The sequence below is a fragment of the Kitasatospora sp. NPDC001132 genome (assembly GCF_053598415.1).
In genome coordinates this window covers 545189-569724 of record NZ_JBSFKF010000001.1, presented here as the reverse complement: position 1 = coordinate 569724, position 24536 = coordinate 545189, and the positions used below count along the sequence as shown (strand labels likewise).

Below are 24536 nucleotides of genomic sequence, written 5' to 3'. Positions count from 1 at the left end.
CTGAGCGCCGCCTGATGCGACATCTCGGCAGGTCCCTGATGAGTCGCCGTCAGGACCAAGCACTGACCGATAAATGCTCACAGAACGCCCACTCACCAGTCATGGCGACGGCGGACGAGATGAAGATCAGCCGGCCGCGCTTCGCACGCAGCATTCCCCGGGCGGCGCGCTTGGCGGCCCGGTAGGCGCCGGCCAGGTTCGTCTGGAGGGTGGCCTCGAAGTCGTCCTCGGACATGCGCAGCAGCAGTGTGTCCCGGGTGATGCCGGCGTTGACGACGAGGATCTCGACCGGCCCCTGGACACCCTCGACCGCCGTGAACGCGGCGTCGACGGACTCGGTGGACGTCACGTCGCACTCCACGCCGAGGAGCCCCTCGGGGGCGAGCCCGCTGCGGGAGGCGACCGCCACGGTGGCGCCGTCTGCGGCAAGCCTCTGCGCCACTGCGAGGCCGATACCTCGACTACCTCCGACGATCAGGGCCGAGCGAGACATGGGGACTCTCCTTCGTGGTGTGGGTCGCCGAGCGGTCCGTCCGCAGCCCGGCGGCCCTCACGATGCCAGCCCTCGACGGGAACTCTCACTTCCAGAAGTACCAGTTCCGGAAGTCGGAGTTCGCGAACTCGGAGTTCCAGACTACGCGCGTAGATAACCCAGAGTAATTTAACGGATATTTTCCGCAACGCCCCAACTTTCACCATCACAGAAGCGGTCAGGGGCTATTGACGACTAGTCACCAGCCCACCCCAAACGCTTGGTCAAATGATGATTCATCACTCCAGAACGGGCTCTAGTTGAAAACAAAACGACTATGCCCACGATTGCGCCAATGTGGCTTTCCCCACACGCCTGTCGGCGCCGACCCGCCCGTCGGCGATGCCTAGAATCGGTTGCCATCAGCACCGACTTCGAGCGCCTTGCGGCTCGTGATCAGACGCTCGCCAGCATGGTCCAGTGCTGGCGTCAGCGGACAGATCCCAACTCCATCCCCGGCCTGGTCACGAGCCCCACCCGCCGCACACGGGAACTTTCCAAGACGGAGGTCGCCCGACTGGCCGGAATCAGCGTCAAGTGGTACTCGAAGCTGGAAGCCGGAGAATCCGCCCAATTCTCCGACGCAATTCTCGAACGTCTGGCTTTCACGTTCCGGCTCAATGATGCGGAACGCCTCGCCCTGTACCACCACGCCACTGGGCGCGCCCCCGCCCCGCGAGACACGGAGCCCGACGCCATGGCCGCCATGGACGCAGACATGCAGCGCCTTCTCGACAAGATGCTCCCCCACCCCGCGTACATATCGGACGTCGCCTGGAACGTCGTGGCGCACAACAATCCGTCCCGGGAGATGTACCCCTGGGTTTACGAGCGCAACATCATGCGGTGGGCGTTCCTCTACCCGGGAGCCCGCGAGCAGCTGGTCAACTGGAAGGAGAGTTGGGCTGTCCCCTTCCTCGCCCAGATCCGCACTGCCGCCGCCCAGTACCCCGACAACGAGCAGTTGAAGAAGCTGGTCGCCGACATCCTGGAGGGCTGCCCCGAGGCCCAGGAGCTCTGGGACCGGCACGACTTCTACGAGCCCCCGGACGGCGACATCAGGCACATGCGAATCCCGCACGGTGGCGCCGGCGAGGTCCCCGTCCGCATCATGGCCCTGGCCCCGCTGCGCAATCGGCAGCTGCGGTTCATCGTCGCCTTCCACGGCGTCTGACCGCAGCTCCGTGAGGTGCCGCTCCGAGGTAGCGGCACCTCACGCGACGCCGGCTTCCGCGGATGACTCGGGGGCGCCGAGGTCCACCATCAACTCGGCGGTGACGACCTGAACAACGTGGTTTCGGGCGTAGCCGGCAACGGCGAGGGACAGCTTCGGTTCCGCGTGGCCGGCGTGACGGGCAGTGGCCGCGAAGTGGTGCACGAGGCCGGGGGTGGCACGCCCCGGGCCTTGGAGGAGTCGCAGGTTGTCCTGCCCGTGCTCGTCCAGCAGGCGGGCCGCCTCGACCGGACCGGGCTTCTCGACCAGGCCGGCCATGGTCCGCACCGGCCCGACACCGGTGCACACGACGACGCCGTGCCGAGCGGCCTCCGCCGCGTCGAAGGGTGCCGTCAGCACGGCCGGATGCTCGGGGTCCGTCTGGTCCAGCAGGGTGGCGAGCGCGGAGTGGGTGAGGTCGATGTTGTCGGCGAAGGCGAACACCAGGTTGCCGGTGCGCAGGTGGGCGGACCCGTTGAGCACGGACGTGAGGTCAGCGTACCGTCCCCGCTGCGCTACGAACTCGACGTTCAGGCCGGCGGCCGGCGGCGGCCCGATCGGTCGCGTGCCGGCCGCCTCCTGGTAGCGCCGGTGGGCGTCGGGTGACAGCGCGTGGCAGGGCCAGGCGTAGAAGCCCGCGTAGTACGGGTGGTGCACGACGACCGCGCGCTCGGCACCGCCGGCCACCGCCTCTTCGAGCACGTGGAGCAGGCCGGGCTGTCCCCCGACCGGGCGAAACTCCTTGGGCAGCATTCGCGACCAGCCGGCCACACGGGTGCCCAGCCCACCGGCGGCAATGACCACGGGGATGGGGGAATTCTTCAACGGACCGTTCTCCTAGCGGTGTTGGGACGCGGTACGGTGCGCGCATGCATACACGTGTGACGGGCATCGCGGTGCGGGACGGCCAGATGCTGCTGCTGAACCAGGACACCGAGGGGCCCCGGACGTGGTCCCTGCCCGGCGGGAAGGCCGAGGACGGCGAGACGCTGACCCAGGCCCTGCGCCGGGAGATGCGCGAGGAGACCGGACTCGACGTCGAGGTCGGTCGCCTGTTGTACGTCTGCGACGTCACCGCGGCCGGCGTCGTGCACATCTCGTTCGAGGTCGAGGTGACTGGCGGCCGTATCGGCGACGTCGCGGACGGTGCCGACACCCGGCCGATCCGGGGCGTGGAGTGGGTGAAGGTCGATGACCTCCCCGGTCACGGCTTCTCCGAGCGGTTCGTGGAACTGGCCAGGGCCGGTTGGCCCGGTGCCGGCTCGTACATGGGGCCGAAGTCGAACATCGGGCTATGACCTCGTGCCGGCGGGCCGGGTGAGCACGTCCACCAGGAGGCTGTCCAGCTCGCCCGGCGTCCGGTCCAGCTCGTCGAGGTCGCCGATCCAGCCGACGATCCGCTGCGCGATCTCCCAGGCACCGAGCGCGTCAGCGGCGCAGGTGTCCGGGCCGCGCACCAGACGCACCCCGACGCCGCGCGAGGACCCGAGCAGGAAGCGCGACCGGTGTTCCTCGACCGTCCCGCTGTCGCCCGGGGTGTTCCAGGCGGAACCGAACAGGTACCGGCGAAGCGGGGGCTCGTCGCCGGTGTCCGGCCCGTCGGCGCACCAGATCTGGACGTTTCCCGTCAGGTGGTGGATCTGCGCGGTGCCCCTGCCGGGCTCCACCACCGAGGTGGTGTCTCCGAACGCATAGCCGGTGTTGTATCCGGGACCCGCCATGGCGACCGCGGCGAGGGCCTCCTCGCGGGTGGGCAGCCGTGCACCGTGCCAGGCTGCGAGCGCGGCGGCGCCCAACCACGTGACCCAGTAGGCGGGGTGTCGTTCGAACCCGGGGCTGGGCCTCCACCTTCGACCCTGGTCCTGGTGGAGGCGGCCGCCGCGCTCGTGCGGCATCGGATTGATCAGCAGGTGCGTGCCGTGCCGGGTGTTCTCCAGGCCAGCCTCCAGCAGGGCGTTCAGCAGGTCGGCCATCTCCAGGTTCGAGATCAGCAGATTGCGCCACATCACCGGGCTCAGCCCCGTGCGACGGTAGCCCACGCTCGGCGGCCGAGGATCCGCCGACGCCGGCGCGCCCGCAGGCCGCCGAGTGCGCTCGCGGGGCTCCCGCAGCTCGTACTCGTCGTCCCCGGCCAGCCAGTGGCTCGCGGTCTTCACCGTCGCCGCGTCCACGATCGCGGTGGCACGGGCCAGAGCGGTGGCGACGTGATGACGGACCAAAGCGGCGCTGCTCGCCGGAAGTTCGGCGACCAGTTCGCTCTTCGACCGGCTGGTGTCGAAGTGCCCGCCATCCCCACGCTTCGCCTCACCGGACGGTGTAGTCGGGCGGACGCCCAGGAATTCGGCGAGCCCGGACCGGACTTCCGCAGGCGCGGTGACGTGTCGCTCGTACGACAGGTGAGCAAGAGGACGTCCGCATCCGGCGAGGTCCGCACGCAATGCCTCGGCGAGCAGCAGGGCGTTGACGGCGATCATCCGGGCGAGCGCCACCGGCGGCTGCGGATCGTCCAGGGGCAGCAGCGGCGACCAGTCCCGCCATCGCGGCGTCCTGGCAGTGCGGGCCAGGCCGAGGTAGCGCTCCGCGTAGGCCCAGCGCCGCCACAGGCCACCGCGCTCGAACGAGGAGGCGATGCCGAGCGGTGCACGGGTGAGGACCAGGACTGGGGAGTCCGGCAGCAGCCCGGTGACCGACCTGTTCGCGAAGAACAGGTTGGTCTCCTTGACCGCGTGCCGATGCTCCCCGTGGAGGTCGTGGAGTGCGCAGGCCAGGTGGTGCCGATTGAGGGCGGTCAGCTCGGACTCCGGCCGTGGGTTCAGGGCCGACATCGGGTGCGCCGCTCCGAGTTGCTGCCGGAAGGGCTCGTTGTGCTGCTGCATCGAGGCTCGAAGCTGGTCGCTGACCCAGTTCGAGCCCACACGTTCGAAGGCGCCGAGGATCAGCAGCGGTGCGCTGCCCGTGCGGCCTGTGGCCTTCACGATCTGCTCCACCAGCGCGCCCTCCGCCACGCCGTCCCCTCGGGACGAGTCCGTTCGCGTCTCCTGGTTCACACTTCTCGCCTTCCAATGGGGCAACTTGGCGTCGCCGCCGTAGCCATGGCCTGCGCCTGCCCCCGCAGAACGGACACTGACGTGTGCCCGACCGAGACGAACGCGGCGGGGCGCACCAAGACCGAGAGCGGGTCGTTCCACCGGCTGGTCACCTGAGGGACGGAGAAGGTGGGGACCCTGGGGCAGACCTCGGCAAGACGTCACGAGGTCGCTGGGAGCAAGCAAATGAGGGGTGGCAATCCGCATCTGAGTCGATGCAGTGCGTCACCGCCATCAGGTTCCCGCCTCCCCCTCGCGCCGTCAAGCAGGTGACTGGCAAAATGCCAATTCTCTTGCCGCACATGTGCCGTGCACACGCAGCCGCTAAGCTGACGCATCGACAGAGCCCTTGGATCACGGCTTCGTGGAGGGATCGATGGCGCCAGCCGTCCCACAGCAGCCCCTCGCTGCGCGCAGCAGGTTCGGCGCCGACTTGCGGCGCCGACGCGAAGCCGTCGGCTGGACAGCCCAAGAGGTCGGCGACCGGATCGGGTGCAGCACTTCCAAGATCACGCGGGTCGAGACCGGCAAGCGCAGCGCCACCCCAGCCGACTTCGAGGCCCTCATGGACCTCTTCGACGTCTCGGAGCCGGACCGGGACCACCTGGAGGCGCTCTTCCGTCGAGGACGGGCGCGCACGGCCATGTGGTGGGACGCCTACGCGGACGTCCTCAGCAGCAGGTACACGGAGTTCATCTCCTACGAGCACGAGGCCGCCTCCGCGGCCGAGTACCAGATCGCGTACATACCTGCCCTGTTGCAGACCGAGGCCTACGCCCGCGCCGTCACCGAGGTCGGATTCGCGGCACTCGGCCCGGACCAGGTCGACGGCCTGGTCGAGGTCAAGCAAATGAGGCAGCGTCGCCTGTATGACGAGGTCCCCCTTCGACTGACGGCCGTCATCACCCAGGCGGCGTTGGAGTTCGAGGTGGGAGGAGCGGCGGTTCAGACAGCGCAGCTCCGTCACCTCCAGGACGTCTGCCGCTTGGAGACCGTGGACCTTCGAGTCGTCCCGTTCGACCGAGGAGCCGAAGGCGCCTTGACCGGCGCGTTCACCCTGTTCCAGGGCAACGGCCAGGATGCGCCGGACACCGCCTTCGCCGAGGCCGTCACGGGGACGATCGTGGTTGACGACGCGCTTGGACTTCGGCGTCTTGCCCGTCTCCACACCTACCTCCTGCGTGCCGCCCTCGGCCCCCAGGAGTCGCTGACGCTCATCGAACAGACCGAGAGAAGACTGACCGCATCATGATCGAAACGAACCGCCTCTACGCCGTCCCGCTCGACGACGTGCGCTGGCACAAGAGCAGTTACACCGCGAACAACAGCAACTGCGTCGAAGTGGCGGCCGTCCCTGGGTTGCCGGCCATCGCCATCCGCGACTCGAAGAACCCGGAGATCCCGGCGCTCCGATCCGGCGCCGATCAGGTGCGCTCGTTCGTCCGCGCCCTCGTGGCCGGCACCCTGGAAGAAGCGTGACGACGTACGTGCCGGCTGCCAAGGCCGACCTCTACACGCTCGACCTCCGCACGGCCCGGTGGATGGCGGCCCCGGGCAGCGATCCCGCGGACCGTCTGGAGGTAGCGCGCCTTGCGGACGGCGCCACTGCGCTTCGGCACTCGGCCACGGGGAAGGTGCTCTTCTTCACCTCGGCGGAGTGGATCGCCTTCGTCCGAGGATGCCAGGACGGCGAGTTCGAACCGGACCTCGACGAGGCCGAGCACCAGGCTGACCGACGTTGACGAAGGCGCCGGATCCGTTGCGACAGATGTAGGGAACCACTGGTTCCCTGTCCAGGTAAGAGATCTTCCCCGGGATGGAGACAACGAGCTTGTCCCCATCCCGGGTTGAGGGGGCCAAGGTGGCGGCACGACCCAACACGCTCCATCCGGAGCGTTCGCCTGAGGAGTGGCTGGGCAACGAGATCCGACAGTGGCGCACGCTGAGGGGCCTCGGTCAGGACGAGCTCGGCGAACGGGCCCACCTCAGCGGCGACCTGATCGGCAAGATGGAGCGCGGTGAACGCAGGTGCCTGCAGCATCACACCGAGGCGCTCGACGTCGCTCTGGACACCGGCGGAGCGCTCACCCGCAGCCTCGTGCTGGTGTACATGCGGGTGGACCCCCGTGGCGGGAGCGACCCCGCCGTCACGACGACGCCGACCCCCTCCGCGGGGCCTTCGAACGTCCCCGTCCCTGTCGTCGTCCCGACACCCATCGGTCCGGAGCCAGGGGCGACGGTGCGCCCGGGGGACGTGGCCCACGTACGATCCGCAGCCGCGGTCCTGCGTAGTTGGGACAACCTGCACGGCGGAGGCGGACTCGTGCGGGAGACAGCCGTCGCACAGCTCCGGTGGGCCGAGGCTCTCACCTCGGCGCCGTGCAGTGGCGCCTTGCGACCGGAGTTGCTCACCGCCGTGAGCCGTCTGGCCTCGGCCGCCGGTGCCGTTCTACTCGACGCGGGAGAGTTCGCCGAGGCCGGCCGGCGCCTTCGGTGGGCGACCGACCTCGCGGAGGAGGCAGGCGACTGGTCCGCACGCGCGGTCTCGTACAACCTGCGTTCCCGGCTCGCCACTTGGTGCGAGCACTACGACGACGGCGTCACCCTGGCGGAGTTGGGCCTCGTTCGGTCCGACCGGCTCTCCCCGGCCGAGCGCGCCATGCTGCACAACGCCGCGGCGCGAGGGCACGCCAGGTTGGGCAACCCCCAGGCCGCTCTCACGGCCATCGGACGGTCCGACGAAGCGTACGCCCAGCTCCAGGCCGCCGAGGAGTCGCGCTGGATGACTTACTACGACGACGCCCAGCACCACGGCGACACCGGTCACGCCGTCTACGACCTCGCACTCGCGGGGCACACGGTCGACGACGCCCTCGATCGGCTCAGGACGGCCGTCGACGGGCACTCCCAGCCGTTCGCCCGCTCCAGAACGTTCAGCCGTACCAAGCTCGCCGGCCTGCTGCTGGTCACGGGGTACCCCGACGCCGCGCTGCCGGAGGCCGAGCGGGCCGTGGCCGAGGTCGCCCAGCTCCGTTCGCACCGAGCTTCACGGGACCTCCAGGATCTGGCGAAGCTCGCGCTTCGGTACGGACAGCACACCAGGCTCCAGGTCCTGCGCCACCAGATCGCCGCTACGGTAGGCGAGTGACCCCTGCGAGCGACTCCCACGCCATCCTGCTCAGTGCGTGTGCCAACGCCGGTTTGGCCGCCGACGGCGCCGAGTTGATCAGACTGGGTGAGAACGCGTTGTGGCGTCTCCCTGACGGTGTGGTGGCCCGCGTCGCCCGGAGTGGCCAGCAGTCCGCGGCGGTGCAGGAGATCGCGATAGCCCGGTGGCTCCACGACAGCGGCCTTCCGGTCGTCCGTCCGCTGGAAGCGCTCTCCGCTCCCGTCCTCGTCGGCGACCGGCCCGTCACCTTCTGGCACGAACTGCCGCCCCACCGCCCGGGCACTGGCGCCGACATGGCGCCCCTTCTCCGCAGGTTGCACGACTTGCCGGTGCCCGAGGACATCGATCTCGGCCGCCTCGATCCACTCGTCCGGCTCGCCGAACGGATCGACGAAGCGGTCACCCTCCACGAGCACCAGCGCCGCTGGCTGCGGGGGTACCTCGCCGAGCTGCAGGCCGCGTGGGACGAGCTTCCCGCCGGCCGGCCGCTCTGCGTGGTCCACGGAGACGCCTGGGGCGGCAACACCGCGGTCACCGCGACCACCACGTACCTGCTCGACTTCGAGCGCTCCTCGCGAGGACGGCGCGAGTACGACCTCGCGACGATGGCGGCCGGCTTCACGAGCTTCGGCAGCGTGACGGCGAAGCAGTACAAGGCGATCTGCACCGCCTACGGCGACGACGTCACGGAGTGGCCGAGCTACCCGGTCCTGCGCGACATCCGCGAGCTGCGCGTCACCTGCTTCGCCCTCCAACTCGCCGCGGCCGACCCCGCGCGGCATCGCGACCAGGCCCACTATCGCCTCGCGTGCATCCAAGGCCGGGAGGGTGCTCGGCCCTGGGGCTGGACCGTCATCTGATCTCGTAGTCATCCGGACCGGGTTCCGACCGCGCCACATCGCCCGTTCGCCGATGAGGGTGGGATCGCGCCTCACTGCCCCCGGTTCGTGTCGGCCTTCGAGCCCACCCGGCTCCATTGATGGGGACAACCGGGGCGTCCCGGAGTTGTCCCCATCCACCCCCTCCCACTCCCACTGTCCCCTTGGCCACTCTGAACGTGTGGGAGACGCCACCCCGGCGATCCCACCGGGTCCCAGCCGATCCACGCGCTTCGACCCCACCCCCCACGTTCGCTCTGGCCAAGGAGGCTCACGTGTTGCGCCATCCGCAGTTCCTGAAGGACTTGGTCACCGGCATCGCCGGCACCATCGCCGCCATCCACGTCAGCCCCGAGGGGCTGGTCCTCGGCAGTTCACCCGGGGTCGACGAAGACGAGGCCGACCGCTGGGCGGCCGTCATGGCGGCGCTTCTCGCCGTGAGCAACCGCAGCGCCGAGATCATCGGCAGTCGCACCGCCCACCCCGGTCCCTGGGGTCACAGCGTGATCGAAGACCGGTCCGGCCGCACGCTGATCCTCGTCGGCGCCAACGACCACTCGATGCTCGCCGTGGTGTGCGAGAAGAACGCGCAGCTGGGCGATGTCGCCGCCCGGCTCGTCGAACTGGCTGACAGCGCCGTCGCCGTGGGGGCTGCGGCGTGAACCCGATCTCCCCCGCCAAGGGCCCCGCCCGCCCCCGACGCCCGCTGCCACTGCCCGAGGTTCTCGGCACCGTGCACATCCCCGACCCGCTCAGCCCCGGCATGGCCGGACTGGCCTCCTACCTCGCCCGGCGCCACGCCCGGGTCACGATCTCGCCCGTGCAGGCCTGCCTTCGTCCCGAGTGGGTCGAGCAGCTTGAGCGCCGCGGGGCCGTTCTCCGCGCGGCCGCCCCCGGTACGGCTTCCTTGATCTGGGGCGGCGACAACACCGTGACCCACGACATCACCAGCCACATCGCTGGCCACGGCCTGCCCATGATGGGCTACGCACGGGCCGTCGAGCTGCTGGCCGGCACGGCACCGATCACGGTCGCCGTCGCCGGTAGCCATTCGACGACCATGGCTGCCGCCGCGCTCACCTGCGCGCTCGTCAGCCGCGATCCCGGTTGGATCCTCGCGGAGGCTCCGAAGGGGGACTCCGCCGGCTACGACGGCGGCGGAGAGGTTCTGGTGGTGGACCTCTGCCCGGACAGCTCCAGCCACGAGACCTCACCGCCCGGTTGGCGCTTCCGAACCCTCGGCGAAGGGTTGAGCCCGACGGTGACGCTGGTCACCGCCGTGGATGCGGCGCCGCCGGCCTTCTGGAACCAGGAGGAGGCGCTGGACCAGATGGAGGCCCTCGCCAGGCGCAGCGACACCGTGGTGGTGTGGGCAGCCCAGCCCGGCTGCCAAGCGCTTGTGGACCGGCTGCACCGGCGCCCCGGGCCGAGGGTGGTGACCGTGGGTCGCGGCACCGACCTGGACGTGCAGGTCCTCGGGAAGTTCTGGACCGGGGACCACTACCGCGTCACCGTCCAGGCCGGCGGCGAGCAGCACACGTTCACCGTTCCGGTCACCGGAGCGAACGACGCCATGGCCGTGGCGGCGGCGTGGGCCGCGGGCTGGGCACTCGGCGTTCCCGGCCAGGAACTGGTGGACGGGCTGAGCGCGTTCGCGGGCGTCGAACACTCGCTGACCCGGCTCGGTTCGAACGGCGGCATCGATGTCGTCGAGTCCCGGGCTGTGCACCCTAGGGAAATCGCTGCCGACCTCCAGGGTGCCCGGATGCTCACCGAGGGCGCGGTCGTGGCGGTGTACGAGCCGTCCGGGCACCTTCGGTCGAACGCCCTTGCCGGTCTGATCGCCGAAGCTCTGGGCGCCGCCGACCAGGCCGTGCTGCTTCCCGTCCACTCGACGTTCCCCCGCGGTCAGAACCACGCCGACGGGAGCGAATCCATCCTCAACGCCGGTTCCACCGGCACGCTGATCCGCTTCGAGCCCGACCTGCACCGACAAGGCCCCGCGCACCTGGTTGCCGCCTCGTGCAACAGGGCGACCTCGTCCTGACCATCGGCTCCCAGGCCGCCCGGCGGATCGGCCCCTCGTTGCTGGCCGCTCTCGACCAGCCGAAGCCCGCTCGGTAGCCCCTGCCTCACCTCACACCCGTCACGACCCCGCTCCTGTTGGAGGTCCTCCATGCCCGCTCCCATCCCCACCAAGCCCGATCTGTCCGACGCCGATGTCCTTCTTCTGCGACAGGTGGCCTGCGGTGCCCTGTTCGGCGCGACCAGCCGCGCCACCGGAATCGAGGAGGCCAAGGTCGGTGCGGCAATCCTCGCCCTGCTGGCTAAGGTCGGTGCGAAGTCGCGCTTCCACGCCTCCGCCTTGGGCGCGGGCTGGGGCGTGGTGACGGACGTGCACGCGTTGAACCCCACCGGCAAGTCGCTGTCCGCGCAGCAGGTCGAGGTCCTCGCCGGTCTGGTCGGCGGCGAGGACGCGGCCACCATCGCACAGCGGCTGGGGCTGACCGTGAACACGGTGAAGACCTACGTCCAGACGATCCTGCGGACGCTCGGGGTTCGGTCGCGGGAGCAGGCGAGCGCGGCGGCCGTGCTGACCGGCCTGGTGTCGCTGCGGGCTCTGGGCGCCGACTGGCCGGACGTGAGGCTCGGCGAGCTCCGGCAGCCGGCGGGGGCGCGCTGATGCCGCGCCGCATCCGGATTGCCGGAGGTCCCAGGGTGCCGCTGAATCCCGTGGTCGGAGTGATCGGCTGATGCAGACGAAGGTGCCGCCCACGGCTCTGACCGCGCAGCAGGTCGCGGTGTTGGACAGGGCCGGCTTCGGGATGACGAACGCGGCGATCGGCGCGGCGATGAATCTGGGCGTCGATACCGTCAAGGGTTACCTGCGGCAGGTGTACGACCGGCTGGAGACGACGAACCGGGTCCACGCCTTCGTGCGGGCGTGGCAGTCCGGTCTGCTCCCCCGCTCGGCCCCGGTAGGTGCTGCTCCGGTGCTGTCGGACGAGCAGAAGTTGATCCTGCGGATCTGGGGGCAGGGTGGGAATCGCCGCGACGTCGCCCGCGCGCTGGAGGTCCGGGATGGCGCGGCGGAACTCTACGAGGATGCCGTGTTGGACGCGCTCGGTGCCTCCAAGCGCGTTGTCGCCGTCCGTCAGGCGCTCGAACACCAGCTGATCGATCCGGCCGGGGACACCCTGGCCGACCTGATCACGCCCAGGACGGCTGGTTGGGGCCAGTCCGGCACCGCGCAATACCGGACGAGGCAGGGCACCGGTGCGTCCGCGCCCGAAGGCGAAGCGCAAGCCGGACCCGAGCGCCTTGATCCACTGGAGCGCGCGGTCGCGATGCTGCGCTCCGCGCATGGTCTGGCCGTGCACCTCGGTGCGCTGGCGGGCCTGCCGGAGGTGCCGTCGCTGGCAGAAGTCCTGGCCGGGGCGCCGCCCCGCGGAGCAGCGTCGGCCATCGTGCGACTGGTGCACCAGGCGCTGGCCCTCGGTCTTCCATGCGCCCTGGTGCTCCCCTCCACGTCAGTCGATTCCGACCGTGCCGTCACGGCGGTAGGCCTGGGAGCGGCCTGGTCGTGCGCCGTCCGCCAGGGGGCATACGGGGGCGCCGCCGCCTATCTGGAAGCAGCCCACCTGCTCGGGACACCGATGGACGAACTGCTGATCGCGTGCACCGCCGACCAGGCGCCCGTGGCGGGAGAAGCCGGGTTCCAACGGATCCTGACGACCACGAGCATCGTGCCGGGCACCGGGCCCCGGCGCGCTCCGCAGCCCGAGTTGAACGCGTTGGAACGCCAGATCGCCGAACTGGCCGCCCAGGGGCTGAGCGTCACCGAGATCGGTCACCGGGTCCATGCCGGGGATTACCTCGTCCAGTCCCGCCTGGCCGACCTACGCCGACGCGCCGCCGCCGTGGACGACGCCCACCTCGTCGTCCGCCTGATCACGGCGGAGGCGATCAGCACCGAGCGGCTACGCACCGAGTTGCCCGCGCACCTGTCCGAACTGGATCAGGCGGGGCGGGCCGTGGCCGCCCTGATGTGTACCGGGACGCTGAGCGAGGCCGGGGCGAACGGCGTCGGACTGAGCCTGCGCACCGCCCGCGCGGTCGAGGGACGAGTCGTCCGTGCGCTCTCACGACGCGGCAGCCGCACCCACGCTGCGGCCGTCGCCGTGATCACCGGGATCGTCACCCTGGCCCCGGCGAGCCCCACCCACTACCTCGAGCCGACATGGCCGGTGGCGTGAACCCGGCCTTCGGCTACTGAAGCAGCCCACGCACACCCCTCCCGCCCTTGACCACCTCCCTCTCCACCAACACCAGGATTTCGCATGCCCGTTCCCCTCCCGATCGAGGGCTACGCCCCGGTCGGCAACGGCCGCTCCGCAGCCCTTGTCGACCTCCACGGCTCGATCCCGTGGTTGTGCCTGCCGGAGTTCGACTCGCCGGCGGTGTTCGCCAGCCTCCTCGGCGACCGGCGCCACGGCTACTGGTCGCTCTCTCCCACCTCCGCTCAGCCCCTCCCCGTCACTCACCGCGCCTACCGAAACGGCGGCCTGGTCCTGGACGAGGTCTGGGAGCTCCCCGAGGGCACCGTGCAGGTCACCGAGTTCATGCCCGCGTCCGAAGCCGAGCGCCCCTCCCAGGTGATCCGCATCGCCAGGTGTCTGCGCGGTCGGGTGAGCATCACCTCCCGCATCGTCGTCGCCCCCGACTACGGTCGCACCCACGCCGCCCTGCGCGAGGTCACCGGACCCGACGGCGCCCGACGCTTCACCGCCGAGCACCGGGGCGCGATCCTGTGGCTGGACGGCCCCTCCCACCGGTCCCGACGGCGTGGAGCCGCCGCTTCCGAGATCGTCCTGACCGAGGGACAGCAGGCCGCCTACGCCTTGACCTGGCAGAACGTCGGCGACCCGGTCCCGCCCGTACCCGACGCCGACCAGGCGCTCGCCGACACGCTTCGGGAGTGGGCCGACTGGAACGCCCGTGTCACCTACACCGGACCCTACCGCGACGCCGTCCTCGGCTCCGCGGCCGTTCTCGGATCCCTCATCCACCGGCCGACCGGCGCGGTCGTCGCCGCCCCCACCACCTCGCTGCCGGAGCAGATCGGCGGCGAACGCAACTGGGACTACCGCTACGCGTGGCTGCGCGACTCCGCGCTCACCCTCCGGGAGCTGCTGCGTGCCGGCCGCTTCCTGGAGCAGGCGCGTGCCTGGCGGACGTGGCTGGTCGACACGATCGGCAACCCCACCACCGCACGGATCATGTACCGGATCGACGGCAGCAGCGGTCTCACCGAGACCGTTCTGGACCACCTACCCGGTTACGAGGGCTCCCGCCCGGTACGGATCGGCAACGGCGCGGCCGGCCAGCTCCAGCTCGACGTCTTCGGGTACGTCGCGGACACCCTGCTGGCCGCCGAGGACACCGGCCTCGAACCCGATGCCGCCGCCGACGCGCTGCTGCTCGGGCTGGCCGAACTCGTCGCCGCCATCGCCCACGAGCCGGACCGTGGAATCTGGGAGATCCGCGGGCCCGAACGTCACTTCACCCACTCCAAGATCATGGCCTGGGTCGCGATCGACCGGACCGTCCGGCTCCTGCAGCGCCGGCCGGACCACGACCGGGCCGCCCTGGTCCGGCTGCGAGCGGTCGCAACGCTCCTCCACGCCACCGTCCTCGCCCAGGGCTACGACGAGGAGCGCAACACCTTCACGCAGTCCTACGGCAGCCGCGAACTGGACGCCTCCCTGCTGCTCCTGCCACAGACCGGCTTCCTTCCGCCCGACGACAAGCGGGTGATCGGCACCATCGAGGCCGTCCAACGTGAACTCGCCACCTACGAAGGCCTCGTGCTGCGGTACCGAACCCAGCCGAACGCCGACGCCAACGCGGACGGCCTCACCGGCGAGGAGGGCGCGTTCTTCGCGTGCTCGTTCTGGCTGGCCTCCGCGCTCGCGCTGATCGGTCGCACCGGCGAGGCCCGCGAGCGCATGGACGCGCTACTCGCCCTGCGGAACGACGTCGGCATCCTCGCCGAGGAGTACGACCCCGCTACCGGCCGCCAGCTCGGCAACACCCCGCAGGGGCTGAGCCACCTCGCGCTGGTCAACGCCGCCGTCGCCCTCCGCATGCCGTCCGCTCCTCCCCTTCCGAGTCCCCGGGGCGGCACCGTTGCCTCGTTCTGACGACCGATCCATGCCGACCGTCTCCAACAGCATCGACGGCGCCCGCGTTCACCACGCCGTCCAGGCGAGCCAGGTTCGTGACATCCACTTCCACAGCACCGCGCCGCCGCGGCAAGTGCCACGACAACTCGCAGCGGTCACCAGGGTGTTCACCGACCGCGAGCATGATGTCGCCGTCCTGGACGGGATGCTCGCCAGTCTGCCGGAGGGCACCGCTCCGGTGATCGTCATCACCGGGCCGGGCGGGATCGGCAAGAGTGCTCTGATCTCGCGCTGGGGCCACCACCAGGCGAAGCGCTACCCGGACGGACAGCTCCTCGTCCAGTTGCGCGCGGGAGGCGTCGGCGGCCCGGCGCCCGCAGCCGAGACCGCCCGTTCCCTGCTGCGCGGGCTCGGAGACCAAGACGTGCAACAACTCCCCTGACAGGAATCGGACTTGCAGGCACTATGGCGGTCCCTCGCCGTCACCCGGCGGCTGCTGGTGGTGCTGGAAGACGCCGCCACCGCCGACCAGGTGGTCCCCCTGGTCCCCGCCACCAGCGAGTGCCTGGTCATCGTCACCAGCCGTTCACCGTTGCCGGCACTCGCCGCTCTCGGTGCTCACCATCACCATCGGGGCCCACTCGCGCCCGCCCACGCTCTCCGGCTGCTCACCCGAATCCTCGGCGAGGACCGGGTGTGCGCCGAGCCGGCCGCCGCCGAGGCCCTCGCTCGTACCTGCCAGGGCATCCCCCTGGCCCTGGGCCTGGCCGCCGGCACGGCGGTCCTCAACCCAGCACGCTCACTCGCCTCCCATGCCGCGCTCGCCGCAAACGACTTGGACAGTGTCCCCGCTACCTCCACCGTCGCCCTCGCATCGCTACCCGACCCCGAAGCGCGCCTGCTCCGGGACACCGCACTGATCCCTTCGCCCGATCTCGACCACCTCGCCGTGGCCGCCGCCACCTTCACGCCCGCCGACCGAACCCTGCGACTGCTGCGCGAGCTCGTGGCCCGGCACCTGCTGGAACACACCGGCCACCAACCCGTACGCGGCGACATCTACAGCATCCGCCCCCACATCCGGGAACTGATCCGTGACCAGGCAGACACCCGGCAGCTCGTGGTGCAGCGCTACCTCGATCACCTGATCGCCACCGCCCAGGACACCGTCCAACGACTCACCCCGCACCACCGCGTCCTTCCGCGCCAACACCGCCACCATCCTGCCGAGCCGCTGCACATCACCGACGACCGCACCGCCCTGGAGTGGCTGGAGGCTGTCTCCCCCGCGGTCCTGCCCGCCCTCGCCGCTGCCCGCGCCCTCGGCGAGCACCAGGCCGCCACGGTCCTGGTCCACGACATGTGGCCGATGTTCCACCGCCTACGGCGTACCGACCTGAGCCTCGCCTGCCACAAGCTCGGGCTCGACTCCGCACGGATCTGGGGCCACCCCATGGCCATCTATGAGATGACCACCACCCTGGCGATCTCGCACAAACACGTGGGAGAACACGAGGACGCCCTTCGGCTCTACGCGGAGGGCCGTACCCTCGCCGTCGAGGATCAGGATCTCAACCGCATCGCCCAGTGCACGGCCGGCATCGGTGCCACCCTGTACGGGGCCGAGCGGTACGCCGCCGCCGAGCCCGAGCTCACCCGCGCCATCAAGCTGTACTCCGGCCTCGAGGACCGGCGTGGCGCCGGCCTCGCCGGAATCCTCCTCGGCTCCGCCACCGCCCGCCGGGGCGACACCGACCTCGGCTTCGCCCTGCTCCGGCGAGCCCTCGCCGACCTCGAATCACTCGCTCCACCCGACCCGCTGAACGTGGCCCGGGCGAGGGCCTTCCTGGGCGAGGCCCACTCTCTGGCCGACGAGCACGACCTCGCGGCCGGCACCATCAGCATCGCCGTGCAGGAATTCGTGCGGCTCGGTCACCGCCACTGGGCTGCCTACGGCATCGAGTTCCTCGGAGAGGCCGCTCAACGCGCCGGCCTGCCAAGGGTCGCCGAAAGCTGGTACACCGCCAGCCAGGCCCAGTACCGGAACCTGGGCAGCAGCCGCGACGTGGAACGCCTGCAGAGCCGACTGCTCGCGCTGCCACCCGAGTGACCTCCGCTCACCGCGCGGGGCGCCGCTCCCCACGCTGAGCGGCGCCCGCCCCACCGCTCCGGATGGTTCAGTCCAGAGCTCACGGAATGTGAATCCGCCATGTTCATCACCGTCTCACCCTCAGGCCGGAGATCAGGCCGCTATCTCGGCCCGCAGCCGCGCCAGGGCGTCGCTCGCACGATCCCGGACCTCGGGCAGGTGACGGCCGGCCCGCACGACGCGCTGGAGCTGGTGCGGCAGATGGTGGAGGGTCGCCCCGTCGACCGCCGTGCCGAGTTGCTGCGCCGCTCCGGTCGGATCCCCCTTCTTCAGCAGCACCTCCCCGGCGATGATCGCCGCGATGATCTGCCACTGGGAAGTCGCTGCCGGACCGGCGACCGGCGCGTGGTCGAGCTGTCGGACGGCCTCCGCGACGCGGCCCGTGCTCATGAGACCCCGGAGACGGACCTCGTGGAGGGTGAAGGCGGAGAAGAGGGCAGTGGGCGCCGCCTCGTCGAGGAGTCGGCGACCCTCCTCGATCGCGAAGTCGAAGACGGCGGTGTTCCCGGCGGCTCCGGCCGCGCGGGCGAGCAGGACGGCCGCCTCGGCTCGTTCGGTGGCGGTTCGAGCGGTGTCTCGGGCCTGCCCGAGCCGGTCAAGCGCACGCAGGTGCAGGCCGGCCTTGCGCAGTTCGTTGCCGTGGTGGCGCAGGGCATTGGCGTGCAGGCCGGGATCTCCCAGGCGCCGGGCGACGTTCAGGCCCTTGCCGGTCCAGCGGGCGGCGGTGGCCAGGCGCTCCTCCGGCAGGACGTGGCCGAGGGCGACGCCGAGGCCGACGCGGGCCCGGGCGAGCAGGCTCAGGGTGTCGAGGTCGGCGTGTCCGTCGGCGGCTCGGGCCTCCAGACGGGCGACCAGCGGCCACAGCTCGGCGACGGCGGTGGTGGCCTGGCCGGCCTGGCGGGCGATCTCGGCCAGGCGCAGCACGGATTCGGCGAGCTGGATCACGAGTTGGTGGTCTCCGTCCGCGTCGTCGGTGATGCCGAGGCAGTGCGGCGGGAGGCCGAGGCGTTCGGCGATGTGGCGCAGGGCGCCGAGGTCGGTGATGGTGCGCGAGCCGGTTTCGATGCGGGAGACGTAGCTGGTGGAGTAGCCGAGGAGGTCGGCGAGTTCCTGTTGCGGCAGGCCGTGGAGTTCGCGGTAGAGCTGGAGGATCTCGGGCAGGGCTCTGCGGCGCAGGATGTCCTGGGCTCTGGGGGTGGTCCAGTGCCAGCGGATGCCGCCGTACGGGTCGATCCGGGTCACCGGTCAGTCCTGGTGGTGCAGTTCGTACCAGCGGGCGACGGAGTCCTTGTACCCCTGCGGCATGACCAGGCCGGGCACCTCGTCGCGCTGGAAGAGCCCGGCTTCCTTGTGTTCGTGACTGACGACCGGGGCATGGTGCGCGTCGGTGGCGGTGCAGCCGTAGGTGACGATGAAGACCTTGCGGCCGGGGATCGGCTCGTACATCCACACGTCGAGGAGGGGGCCGGCGGTGGCCGTCCAGCCGCTCTCCTCGTGGATCTCGGTGACGACCCGTTCTTCGGGGGTCTCGGTGCCCTCCAGCTTCCCGCCGGGCAGCTCCCACTCCTGGCGTTCGTTCTTCAGCAGCAGCACGCGCTGCTGCGGGTCGAGCACGACGCCCTTGATGGAGATCGGGAAGGCCTTCGGCACGTAGGGCTGTTCTGTCGCGGTCATCGCTTCTTCCGGGGCGCGCGGGCGGTCACGGGCGTGTCGAACGTAGCAGTTGCGGACCGGCACGATGCCCCGCAGCCCGGTGATCACGCTTTGACAATCTGTCACTTTCCATCCGGTGGCTGCGGCGTGGAGAGTGTGTCGCCTCCCACCCGCTCGGTCCCACGAGGGAGCTTCACCATGCCGTCGTTCGACACCAGTGGCATCAGCAGCGACAAGTTCACCGCGGGCGGACTGGACGGATCGGTGCGCGAGCAGGCGGGTGAGGCGTTGCGCGAGGACGGCCTGCTGAGGCTCGCCAGGTTGGGCGGGCGAGACGATGTCCTTCTCGCGGCCGGCCGGTTGATGTCCTCGTTGTGGCAGCACCGGGATGCCGACCCGGACGGTCTCACCGTCATCCGCGACACCGGCCGCCACAGCGGGCGGCCGGGCTTCGCAGGCCTGGGGCGCGGCGCGCTGGCTTTGCACACCGAGTGCACGCAGCATCCGGATCCGCCGCGTCTGCTCCTGCTGGCGTGCGCGCGGGCCGGCGACAGCGGCGGTGAGACCCTGCTGGTGGACGGCCGGGCCGTCCTCACCGAGCTGGCCGTGCAGCACCCTGCCGCCATCAAGGCATTCTCCGCAGAACGGGCCGCCTACTTCGGCGGGTCGAGTGGCCGCTTCGCCCCGGTGTTCCAGCAGTTGCCCGCCGGGCGGTGGCAGTTGCGGTTGCGCCAGGACGACCTGGCCCGGTTCTCGCCCGACGCCCAGGCGCACCTGCCCGCACTGCGCCAGGCCATCGATCGCAACACCCAGCGGCTTCGGCTGGCCCCTGGACAGGGTGTCGTACTGGACAACCATCGTCTGTTGCACGGCCGCACCGGCTTCTCGGGTGAGCGGCTGATATTGCGGGCGCTGGGCGATCCGCACCCTGCGCTCGGTATCGGGCCCGGATTCCCCCACTCCTTCTGCCCAACAGCCTCCTTGCCCCTGACGGGGACCCCGCAGGAATTTCCGCGGGCTCGCTCGCCCTCGGAGGGCAGCCGTCCCTCGACCCGCGGCATTGCCGCCCCACCGACTCCTGGTGACGCGGGGCGCACCCGCGCCCCGGCTCCAGGTCCCGCAAGGGAGACCCTCAAGGAGGAGCCACCATGGCTCAGATGATCCCGGCCGAGACCACCACCACGGCCGTCGTCAGCGGCGACGAGTTCGACCTCGACGTGCGCACCGTCGAGACCGCCGACGCGGCCAGCCTGCAGGTCCTCACCGACGACGGCTGCGGCTCCACCTGCGGCGCCTGCACCACCGGCGTGCACTGACGCTCCCGGGTGGTTTCCCGGGACCTGCTCCTGGGGAACCACCCGCCCCCTCCCCGCCTCCGTCTCCAAGCCCCGAGGTCCGCAGCGATGCGCCCACCCGTTCCCAAGACCGTCTACCGCGCCGCCGACGTGGCGCTCGTACGCGCCGTCGCCCGTCCCGACCTGCCAGTGCCGGCGTGGCCCGACCTCTCAGCCACCGGACCCACCGCAGCCCTCCAACAGGCACAGTGGCTGCGGGCCCTGTGGGCCGACGCCCACCTCGCCCAGGCCCTCGAACTGGCCAGCCCGGCCCTCGCCGATCGCATCGCCCAACTGATCGACGGTCGCCGGCCCAACCCGCGCGAAGTTCGGCGTGCCGCACTCTCCACCGCCCGCTATCTCCTGCGCGCGGCCGGCCGCGCCACCCCGTTCGGACGCTTCGCAGGTGTACAGGCGGCGTCGTTCGGGCCGTCCTGCGTCGTGCGGTGGGGCGACGAACACCACGTTGTCACCAGTGTCTCGGAGTCCGTGATCGCACAAGCTGTCGGCCTGCTGGAGTGCGGCCCCGCTGTGCTGGCGCTGCTGGATGTGACGGCGAACAACACCGTCCAGGTGCGGGGCGATCGCCTCGTCGTCCCCCACCGACCGGTCCCCCGGGCCGACGGCAGCACGGCCACGACCGAGACGACCCTGCGTCGCACCCGCCCCGTCGCCTTCGCCCTCGGCCTCGCTCGCCTGCCGATCCGCTTCCGGGAGCTGATCGACAAAGTCCACACCGAGTTCCCCACCGCAACCGTCGAACAGGTCACCGGCATCCTGTCCGAACTCGTTGCCCAGCGTGCGCTCATCACGAACCTGCACGCTCCGGCGACGGACCCTGACCCGCTCGAGCACCTCCTCACGGTCTTGTCGAAGATCAGCGTCGAGCACGTCCCCGAGGCAGCCGAGATCCTGACAGACCTCCGGACCGCCGGCAGCCGTCGTCCGGTGCCCGCCGTCGACCTTCGGCTGGACGCCGACCTGGTCCTCCCGCGCTCGGTGGCCGACGAGGCCACCCGAGCCGCCCACCTGCTGGCCCGGCTCAGTGCCGCGCCCAACGGCACTGCGGCGTGGCGGTCCTACCACCAGCGCTTCTACGAGCGCTACGGCCGCGGCGCCTTGGTGCCGCTGCTCGATGTGGTGGCCGACAGCGGAATCGGCTGGCCCGACGGCTACCCCGGCGCCCGGCCCTCCGATCAGCCACGCTTCGACAAGCGCGACGAGTTGCTCGCCACCCTCGCCCAGCGGGCCACGCTCGACGGCGAGCGCGAGGTCGTCCTCGACGAAGCGCTGTTGGCCTCCCTCCAGCTGGGCCCGGACGAACCCCGCCTTCCTCCGCATCTGGAAGTCATCGCCCGCGTCCACGCCCGCAGCCAAGAGAGGCTCGACCGGGGCGATTTCCGGTTGGAGGTGGCCGCGACGTCCCGGGCCTCCGGCGTCTCGGTCGGCCGCTTCCTCCACCTCCTCGAACCCGAGCACCGGGCTACCTTCACCACCCTGCTGGCAGACCTCCCGACGATGGACGAGCACGCCGTCACCGCCCAGCTGTCGTTTCCGCCGCTGGACCCGGCCAGCGGGCACGTCACCCGCAGCCTGCCAACGGGCCGGCTGGTGATCAGCCTCGCCGAACACCGCCCCGTCACCGACCGCGCCCTCGGCCCCGAGGACCTGGCGGTGGGCTGCGACGGACGGCGCATGTACCTGGCAGCACCGACGCTCGGCGTCCGGATCGAGGCCACCGCCACCCACGCCCTCAACCTCCGCCACCACACCCCGCCGCTCGCCCGGCTGATCACCGAGCTGTCCCGCGCCCAGGCCGCACAGGTCACCCGCTTCGACTGGGGCTCGCTCCACACGCTGCCCTTCCGCCCCCGGCTGCGGCACCGACGCGTCATCCTCTCCCCCGCCATCTGGCGCCTCACCACCGCCGAACTTCCCACCAGTGACGCCTCGCAGCACCGGTGGGACGAGGCCCTCACGTCGTGGTTGACGCGGCGCCGAGCCCCGCGGCACGTGTTGCTGGCTGCCGACAGTCAGGGCCTGCCGCTCGACCTCGACCATCCCGGCCACCGGGCCCTGCTGCGCGACCACCTTCGTTCGACCGCGCACGTTGTCCTCGTCGAGGAACCTAACCCGGCCGACCTCGGCTGGGCCGATGGCCGGGCCCACGAGATCGTCGTCCCGGTTACCGCCACCCGGGCGCCGGCGTGGCCGCGCCTGCCCAAGCCCGCTCCGAGCCGGATCCTGCGGCGAGGTCACGGCGACGCCCCGGGCACCTCCCGCGTACTCCTCGCCTCCCTCTACGGCGCCCTGGACCGCCAGGACACCGTCCTCGCCCGGCACCTGCCCGACCTCCTGGACAGACTCGGCAACCCGAAGTGGTGGTTCGTCCGCTTCCGCGACCCGCGCAACCACCTGCGGCTGCGCATCGCCCTACCCGAACCGGTCGCCTTCGGCCCCGCCGCCACCGTGATCAGCACCTGGACCGCCGAGCTCCACCAGACCGGCCTGCTGTCCGAGGTCGTCTACCCCACCTCCTACACGGAGACCGGGCGCTGGGGCGAGGGACCGGCATGGGCAGCGGCAGAAGAAGTCTTCCGCACCGACTCTGCCGCCGTCCTCGCCCAGCTATCCCAGACCGTGCTGCCTGGTTGGCGGGCGCTGCTCGCCGCCCAGGCGGTCGCCATCACCGCAGGGTTCGCCGGATCGACCACCGCTGGACTGCGCTGGCTCGTAGACAACGTCCCTGCTCAGGCGCCGACCGCCGTACCCAGGTCGGTGTTCCGCGAAGCGGTGCACCTCGCCGACCCCGCCCGCGGCTGGGCGGCGCTGCGGGCCGAACCCGGCGGTGCCGCGATCGTGGACGCCTGGTCCGCTCGCCACCGGGCCCTCGACGCCTACCGACGGCATTTCCCCAGCCCGCGCACCGAAGGCGTGCAGGCGGACGACGTGCTCGGCTCCCTGCTGCACTGCAGCTTCGTCCGCGCGCACCGCATCGACTTCGAAGGCGAAGCCCAGATCCTCTACCTGGCCCGCGCCGCCGCCCTCGCCTGCCTCTCCCGGGACGGTGACCGGTGACCACCCCGCACCCTGCTCTTCGGCTGTCCGACCGGATCGCCGAACTTCTCGCCGACCCCGAGGCCGTAGCGTCCGCCTGGTCGTCACGCCCGCAGTGGCGCCAGTCCCTCGCCCACGGCGCACCCGGCATCGCCCTGCTCCACATCGAACGCGCCGCCACCGGCCGAGGCCCGTGGGAACCGGTGAGTGCTTGGCTGGCCATCGGAGTCAAGGGGCCGGTGACCAGCGGCCCGGACAGCTACCTGCACTACGGCGCTCCGGCCCTCGCACACGCTCTCGCCTGCGCCGCGCAGGCACGGCCCGGTTCCTACAGCAGCGCCCTCGCCCACCTGGACGAAGTCGTCGCTGGCGACGCCCTGCGCCGCTGCGATGAAGCCCTCGCCCGGATCACCCGGGGCGACCTACCGGCGCTGGCCGAGTTCGACGCCATCCGCGGCCTGGCCGGCGTCGGCGCGGTGCTTCTCCGCCGCGACCCGGACGGCGAGGCGATCCACCGGGTCCTCGGCTACCTCGTCCGCCTCACGGCCGACGTGAAGCACAACGGCCAAGCACTGCCGGGCTGGTGGACCATGGACGGCCCCTCCGGCACGCCGGACGAGCGGTACCCCGGCGGGCACGCCAACATCGGACTCGCGCACGGCATCGCCGGCCCGCTCGCACTGCTGGCTCTCGCACTGCGCCGCGGCATCGAGATCGACGGCCAGCGCGAGGCGATCCGCGCCATTCTGTCCTGGCTGGAGCGCTGGCGTGACGGCCACGCCTGGCCCTACTGGATCACACCCACACACCTGAACGACCTCAACCACAGGCCGCTGGCGCCGCAGCGGCCGAGCTGGTGCTACGGCACCGCAGGCGTCGCACGCGCCCAACAACTCGCCGCCCTCGCCCTCGGCGACCAGCATCTACGCCACGACGCCGAGCAAGCCCTTGCCACCACGCTGACTGACCCGAAGGCGCTCGCCGCGACCACCGACCTGTCCGCCTGCCACGGCTACGCCGGGCTCGCCCACATCGCCCACCGCGCCGCCGACGCCGCCCTCCCCCGCAACGCGGCCTGCCTGCGAACGGCCTCCGCACTGCTCCTCGATACCGCCCATCCGCCCCGCACCGACCCCGACGAACAGGCACACCACCTCCTCGCAACGACAGGGCCTGGATTCCTGGAAGGCGCCGCCGGTACGGCCCTCGCCCTGCTCGCCCCCACCACCGGCACCACGCCGGCGACCTGCTGGGACGCATGCCTCCTCACCGCCTGACCA

The 24536-nt window shown here is 71.1% G+C and carries 23 protein-coding genes and 1 pseudogene; 19 read left to right on the top strand and 5 right to left on the bottom strand.

Annotated elements, in window-relative coordinates; all coding sequences use genetic code 11:
• Positions 1 to 49 precede the first annotated feature (49 nt).
• Positions 50 to 493, bottom strand: coding sequence for an SDR family NAD(P)-dependent oxidoreductase (locus ACWDBE_RS02280; protein WP_449806975.1), 444 nt, complete (start codon positions 491 to 493; stop codon positions 50 to 52).
• A gap of 316 nt (positions 494 to 809) precedes the next feature.
• Here ACWDBE_RS02280 and ACWDBE_RS02275 point away from each other — a divergent pair.
• Positions 810 to 1163, top strand: a pseudogene (locus tag ACWDBE_RS02275) (helix-turn-helix domain-containing protein); the annotation flags it as partial.
• 66 nt (positions 1164 to 1229) lie between these two features.
• Complete coding sequence (locus ACWDBE_RS02270; protein WP_449806988.1) at positions 1230 to 1706, top strand: MmyB family transcriptional regulator; 477 nt, start codon at positions 1230 to 1232, stop codon at positions 1704 to 1706.
• A gap of 39 nt (positions 1707 to 1745) precedes the next feature.
• Here ACWDBE_RS02270 and ACWDBE_RS02265 read toward each other — a convergent pair whose 3' ends face one another.
• A complete protein-coding gene (locus tag ACWDBE_RS02265) occupies positions 1746 to 2570 on the bottom strand; it encodes an NTP transferase domain-containing protein (protein ID WP_449806974.1) in 825 nt (274 codons plus the stop codon).
• Positions 2571 to 2614: 44 nt separating this feature from the next.
• On the opposite strand from ACWDBE_RS02265, the gene ACWDBE_RS02260 reads away from it, so the two are divergent.
• Positions 2615 to 3043: an NUDIX domain-containing protein gene (locus ACWDBE_RS02260; RefSeq protein ID WP_449806973.1), complete on the top strand. Its 429-nt coding sequence runs from the start codon at positions 2615 to 2617 to the stop codon at positions 3041 to 3043.
• Here ACWDBE_RS02260 and ACWDBE_RS02255 read toward each other — a convergent pair.
• Positions 3038 to 4792 (bottom strand): SUMF1/EgtB/PvdO family nonheme iron enzyme, encoded by a 1755-nt coding sequence (locus tag ACWDBE_RS02255; RefSeq protein WP_449806972.1) that lies wholly within the window; start codon positions 4790 to 4792, stop codon positions 3038 to 3040. The two genes, ACWDBE_RS02260 and ACWDBE_RS02255, sit on opposite strands and share 6 nt — an antisense overlap.
• A 415-nt stretch (positions 4793 to 5207) precedes the next feature.
• Between ACWDBE_RS02255 and ACWDBE_RS02250 the strand changes: the two genes are divergently transcribed.
• The 12 genes from ACWDBE_RS02250 (at position 5208) to ACWDBE_RS02195 (ending at position 17173) form a co-directional block, all read left to right on the top strand.
• The gene (locus ACWDBE_RS02250; protein WP_449806971.1) at positions 5208 to 6083 is read left to right on the top strand and encodes a helix-turn-helix domain-containing protein; all 876 of its coding nucleotides are present in this window, start codon (positions 5208 to 5210) and stop codon (positions 6081 to 6083) included.
• On the top strand, positions 6080 to 6310 hold the full coding sequence (locus ACWDBE_RS02245) for a DUF397 domain-containing protein (RefSeq protein ID WP_449806970.1): 231 nt from the start codon (positions 6080 to 6082) through the stop codon (positions 6308 to 6310). Before ACWDBE_RS02250 ends, ACWDBE_RS02245 begins: the two co-directional genes overlap by 4 nt.
• A complete protein-coding gene (locus ACWDBE_RS02240) occupies positions 6307 to 6573 on the top strand; it encodes a DUF397 domain-containing protein (RefSeq protein WP_449806969.1) in 267 nt (88 codons plus the stop codon). Before ACWDBE_RS02245 ends, ACWDBE_RS02240 begins: the two co-directional genes overlap by 4 nt.
• 119 nt (positions 6574 to 6692) lie before the next feature.
• Positions 6693 to 7979 (top strand): helix-turn-helix domain-containing protein, encoded by a 1287-nt coding sequence (locus ACWDBE_RS02235; RefSeq protein ID WP_449806968.1) that lies wholly within the window; start codon positions 6693 to 6695, stop codon positions 7977 to 7979.
• Positions 7976 to 8860, top strand: a complete 885-nt coding sequence (locus ACWDBE_RS02230; RefSeq protein WP_449806967.1) for a phosphotransferase enzyme family protein — start codon at positions 7976 to 7978, stop codon at positions 8858 to 8860. The genes ACWDBE_RS02235 and ACWDBE_RS02230 overlap by 4 nt, the downstream gene beginning before the upstream one ends.
• A gap of 293 nt (positions 8861 to 9153) precedes the next feature.
• Complete coding sequence (locus ACWDBE_RS02225) at positions 9154 to 9540, top strand: roadblock/LC7 domain-containing protein (protein ID WP_449806966.1); 387 nt, start codon at positions 9154 to 9156, stop codon at positions 9538 to 9540.
• Positions 9537 to 10925, top strand: a complete 1389-nt coding sequence (locus ACWDBE_RS02220; protein WP_449806965.1) for a hypothetical protein — start codon at positions 9537 to 9539, stop codon at positions 10923 to 10925. Before ACWDBE_RS02225 ends, ACWDBE_RS02220 begins: the two co-directional genes overlap by 4 nt.
• Positions 10926 to 11054: 129 nt before the next feature.
• Positions 11055 to 11561, top strand: a complete 507-nt coding sequence (locus tag ACWDBE_RS02215) for a response regulator transcription factor (RefSeq protein WP_449806964.1) — start codon at positions 11055 to 11057, stop codon at positions 11559 to 11561.
• Positions 11562 to 11631: 70 nt separating this feature from the next.
• The gene (locus ACWDBE_RS02210; RefSeq protein WP_449806963.1) at positions 11632 to 13134 is read left to right on the top strand and encodes a LuxR C-terminal-related transcriptional regulator; all 1503 of its coding nucleotides are present in this window, start codon (positions 11632 to 11634) and stop codon (positions 13132 to 13134) included.
• Between the two features lie 84 nt (positions 13135 to 13218).
• On the top strand, positions 13219 to 15081 hold the full coding sequence (locus tag ACWDBE_RS02205) for a glycoside hydrolase family 15 protein (protein WP_449806962.1): 1863 nt from the start codon (positions 13219 to 13221) through the stop codon (positions 15079 to 15081).
• 10 nt (positions 15082 to 15091) lie between these two features.
• Positions 15092 to 15505 (top strand): hypothetical protein, encoded by a 414-nt coding sequence (locus ACWDBE_RS02200; RefSeq protein ID WP_449806961.1) that lies wholly within the window; start codon positions 15092 to 15094, stop codon positions 15503 to 15505.
• 12 nt (positions 15506 to 15517) lie between these two features.
• Positions 15518 to 17173, top strand: coding sequence for an NB-ARC domain-containing protein (locus tag ACWDBE_RS02195; RefSeq protein WP_449806960.1), 1656 nt, complete (start codon positions 15518 to 15520; stop codon positions 17171 to 17173).
• Between the two features lie 132 nt (positions 17174 to 17305).
• Here ACWDBE_RS02195 and ACWDBE_RS02190 read toward each other — a convergent pair whose 3' ends face one another.
• Both ACWDBE_RS02190 and ACWDBE_RS02185 read right to left on the bottom strand, forming a co-directional pair.
• Entirely contained in the window at positions 17306 to 18454 is a 1149-nt protein-coding gene (locus ACWDBE_RS02190) for a helix-turn-helix domain-containing protein (protein WP_449806959.1), read from the bottom strand.
• Between the two features lie 3 nt (positions 18455 to 18457).
• Positions 18458 to 18886, bottom strand: a complete 429-nt coding sequence (locus ACWDBE_RS02185) for an NUDIX hydrolase (RefSeq protein ID WP_449806958.1) — start codon at positions 18884 to 18886, stop codon at positions 18458 to 18460.
• A gap of 177 nt (positions 18887 to 19063) precedes the next feature.
• Here ACWDBE_RS02185 and ACWDBE_RS02180 point away from each other — a divergent pair, with 177 nt between their 5' ends.
• The 4 genes from ACWDBE_RS02180 to ACWDBE_RS02165 all read left to right on the top strand — a co-directional run bounded on the left by ACWDBE_RS02180 (position 19064) and on the right by ACWDBE_RS02165 (position 24533).
• Complete coding sequence (locus ACWDBE_RS02180) at positions 19064 to 20026, top strand: TauD/TfdA family dioxygenase (protein WP_449806957.1); 963 nt, start codon at positions 19064 to 19066, stop codon at positions 20024 to 20026.
• On the top strand, positions 20023 to 20181 hold the full coding sequence (locus tag ACWDBE_RS02175) for an FxLD family lanthipeptide (protein WP_449806987.1): 159 nt from the start codon (positions 20023 to 20025) through the stop codon (positions 20179 to 20181). Before ACWDBE_RS02180 ends, ACWDBE_RS02175 begins: the two co-directional genes overlap by 4 nt.
• Before the next feature lie 87 nt (positions 20182 to 20268).
• The gene (locus ACWDBE_RS02170) at positions 20269 to 23277 is read left to right on the top strand and encodes a lantibiotic dehydratase (protein ID WP_449806956.1); all 3009 of its coding nucleotides are present in this window, start codon (positions 20269 to 20271) and stop codon (positions 23275 to 23277) included.
• Positions 23274 to 24533 (top strand): lanthionine synthetase C family protein, encoded by a 1260-nt coding sequence (locus ACWDBE_RS02165; RefSeq protein ID WP_449806955.1) that lies wholly within the window; start codon positions 23274 to 23276, stop codon positions 24531 to 24533. The genes ACWDBE_RS02170 and ACWDBE_RS02165 overlap by 4 nt, the downstream gene beginning before the upstream one ends.
• The last annotated feature ends 3 nt before the right edge of the window (positions 24534 to 24536 follow it).

Bases quoted from the DNA above. Each gene is read 5' to 3' on its own strand.
- ACWDBE_RS02210 (WP_449806963.1), top strand. From the start codon at position 11,632: ATGCAGACGAAGGTGCCGCCCACGGCTCTGACCGCGCAGCAGGTCGCG.
- ACWDBE_RS02250 (WP_449806971.1), top strand. From the start codon at position 5,208: ATGGCGCCAGCCGTCCCACAGCAGCCCCTCGCTGCGCGCAGCAGGTTC.
- ACWDBE_RS02260 (WP_449806973.1), top strand. From the start codon at position 2,615: ATGCATACACGTGTGACGGGCATCGCGGTGCGGGACGGCCAGATGCTG.
- ACWDBE_RS02245 (WP_449806970.1), top strand. From the start codon at position 6,080: ATGATCGAAACGAACCGCCTCTACGCCGTCCCGCTCGACGACGTGCGC.
- ACWDBE_RS02215 (WP_449806964.1), top strand. From the start codon at position 11,055: ATGCCCGCTCCCATCCCCACCAAGCCCGATCTGTCCGACGCCGATGTC.
- ACWDBE_RS02280 (WP_449806975.1), bottom strand. From the start codon at position 493: ATGTCTCGCTCGGCCCTGATCGTCGGAGGTAGTCGAGGTATCGGCCTC.
- ACWDBE_RS02200 (WP_449806961.1), top strand. From the start codon at position 15,092: ATGCCGACCGTCTCCAACAGCATCGACGGCGCCCGCGTTCACCACGCC.
- ACWDBE_RS02175 (WP_449806987.1), top strand. From the start codon at position 20,023: ATGATCCCGGCCGAGACCACCACCACGGCCGTCGTCAGCGGCGACGAG.
- ACWDBE_RS02270 (WP_449806988.1), top strand. From the start codon at position 1,230: ATGGCCGCCATGGACGCAGACATGCAGCGCCTTCTCGACAAGATGCTC.
- ACWDBE_RS02185 (WP_449806958.1), bottom strand. From the start codon at position 18,886: ATGACCGCGACAGAACAGCCCTACGTGCCGAAGGCCTTCCCGATCTCC.
- ACWDBE_RS02205 (WP_449806962.1), top strand. From the start codon at position 13,219: ATGCCCGTTCCCCTCCCGATCGAGGGCTACGCCCCGGTCGGCAACGGC.
- ACWDBE_RS02180 (WP_449806957.1), top strand. From the start codon at position 19,064: ATGCCGTCGTTCGACACCAGTGGCATCAGCAGCGACAAGTTCACCGCG.
- ACWDBE_RS02170 (WP_449806956.1), top strand. From the start codon at position 20,269: ATGCGCCCACCCGTTCCCAAGACCGTCTACCGCGCCGCCGACGTGGCG.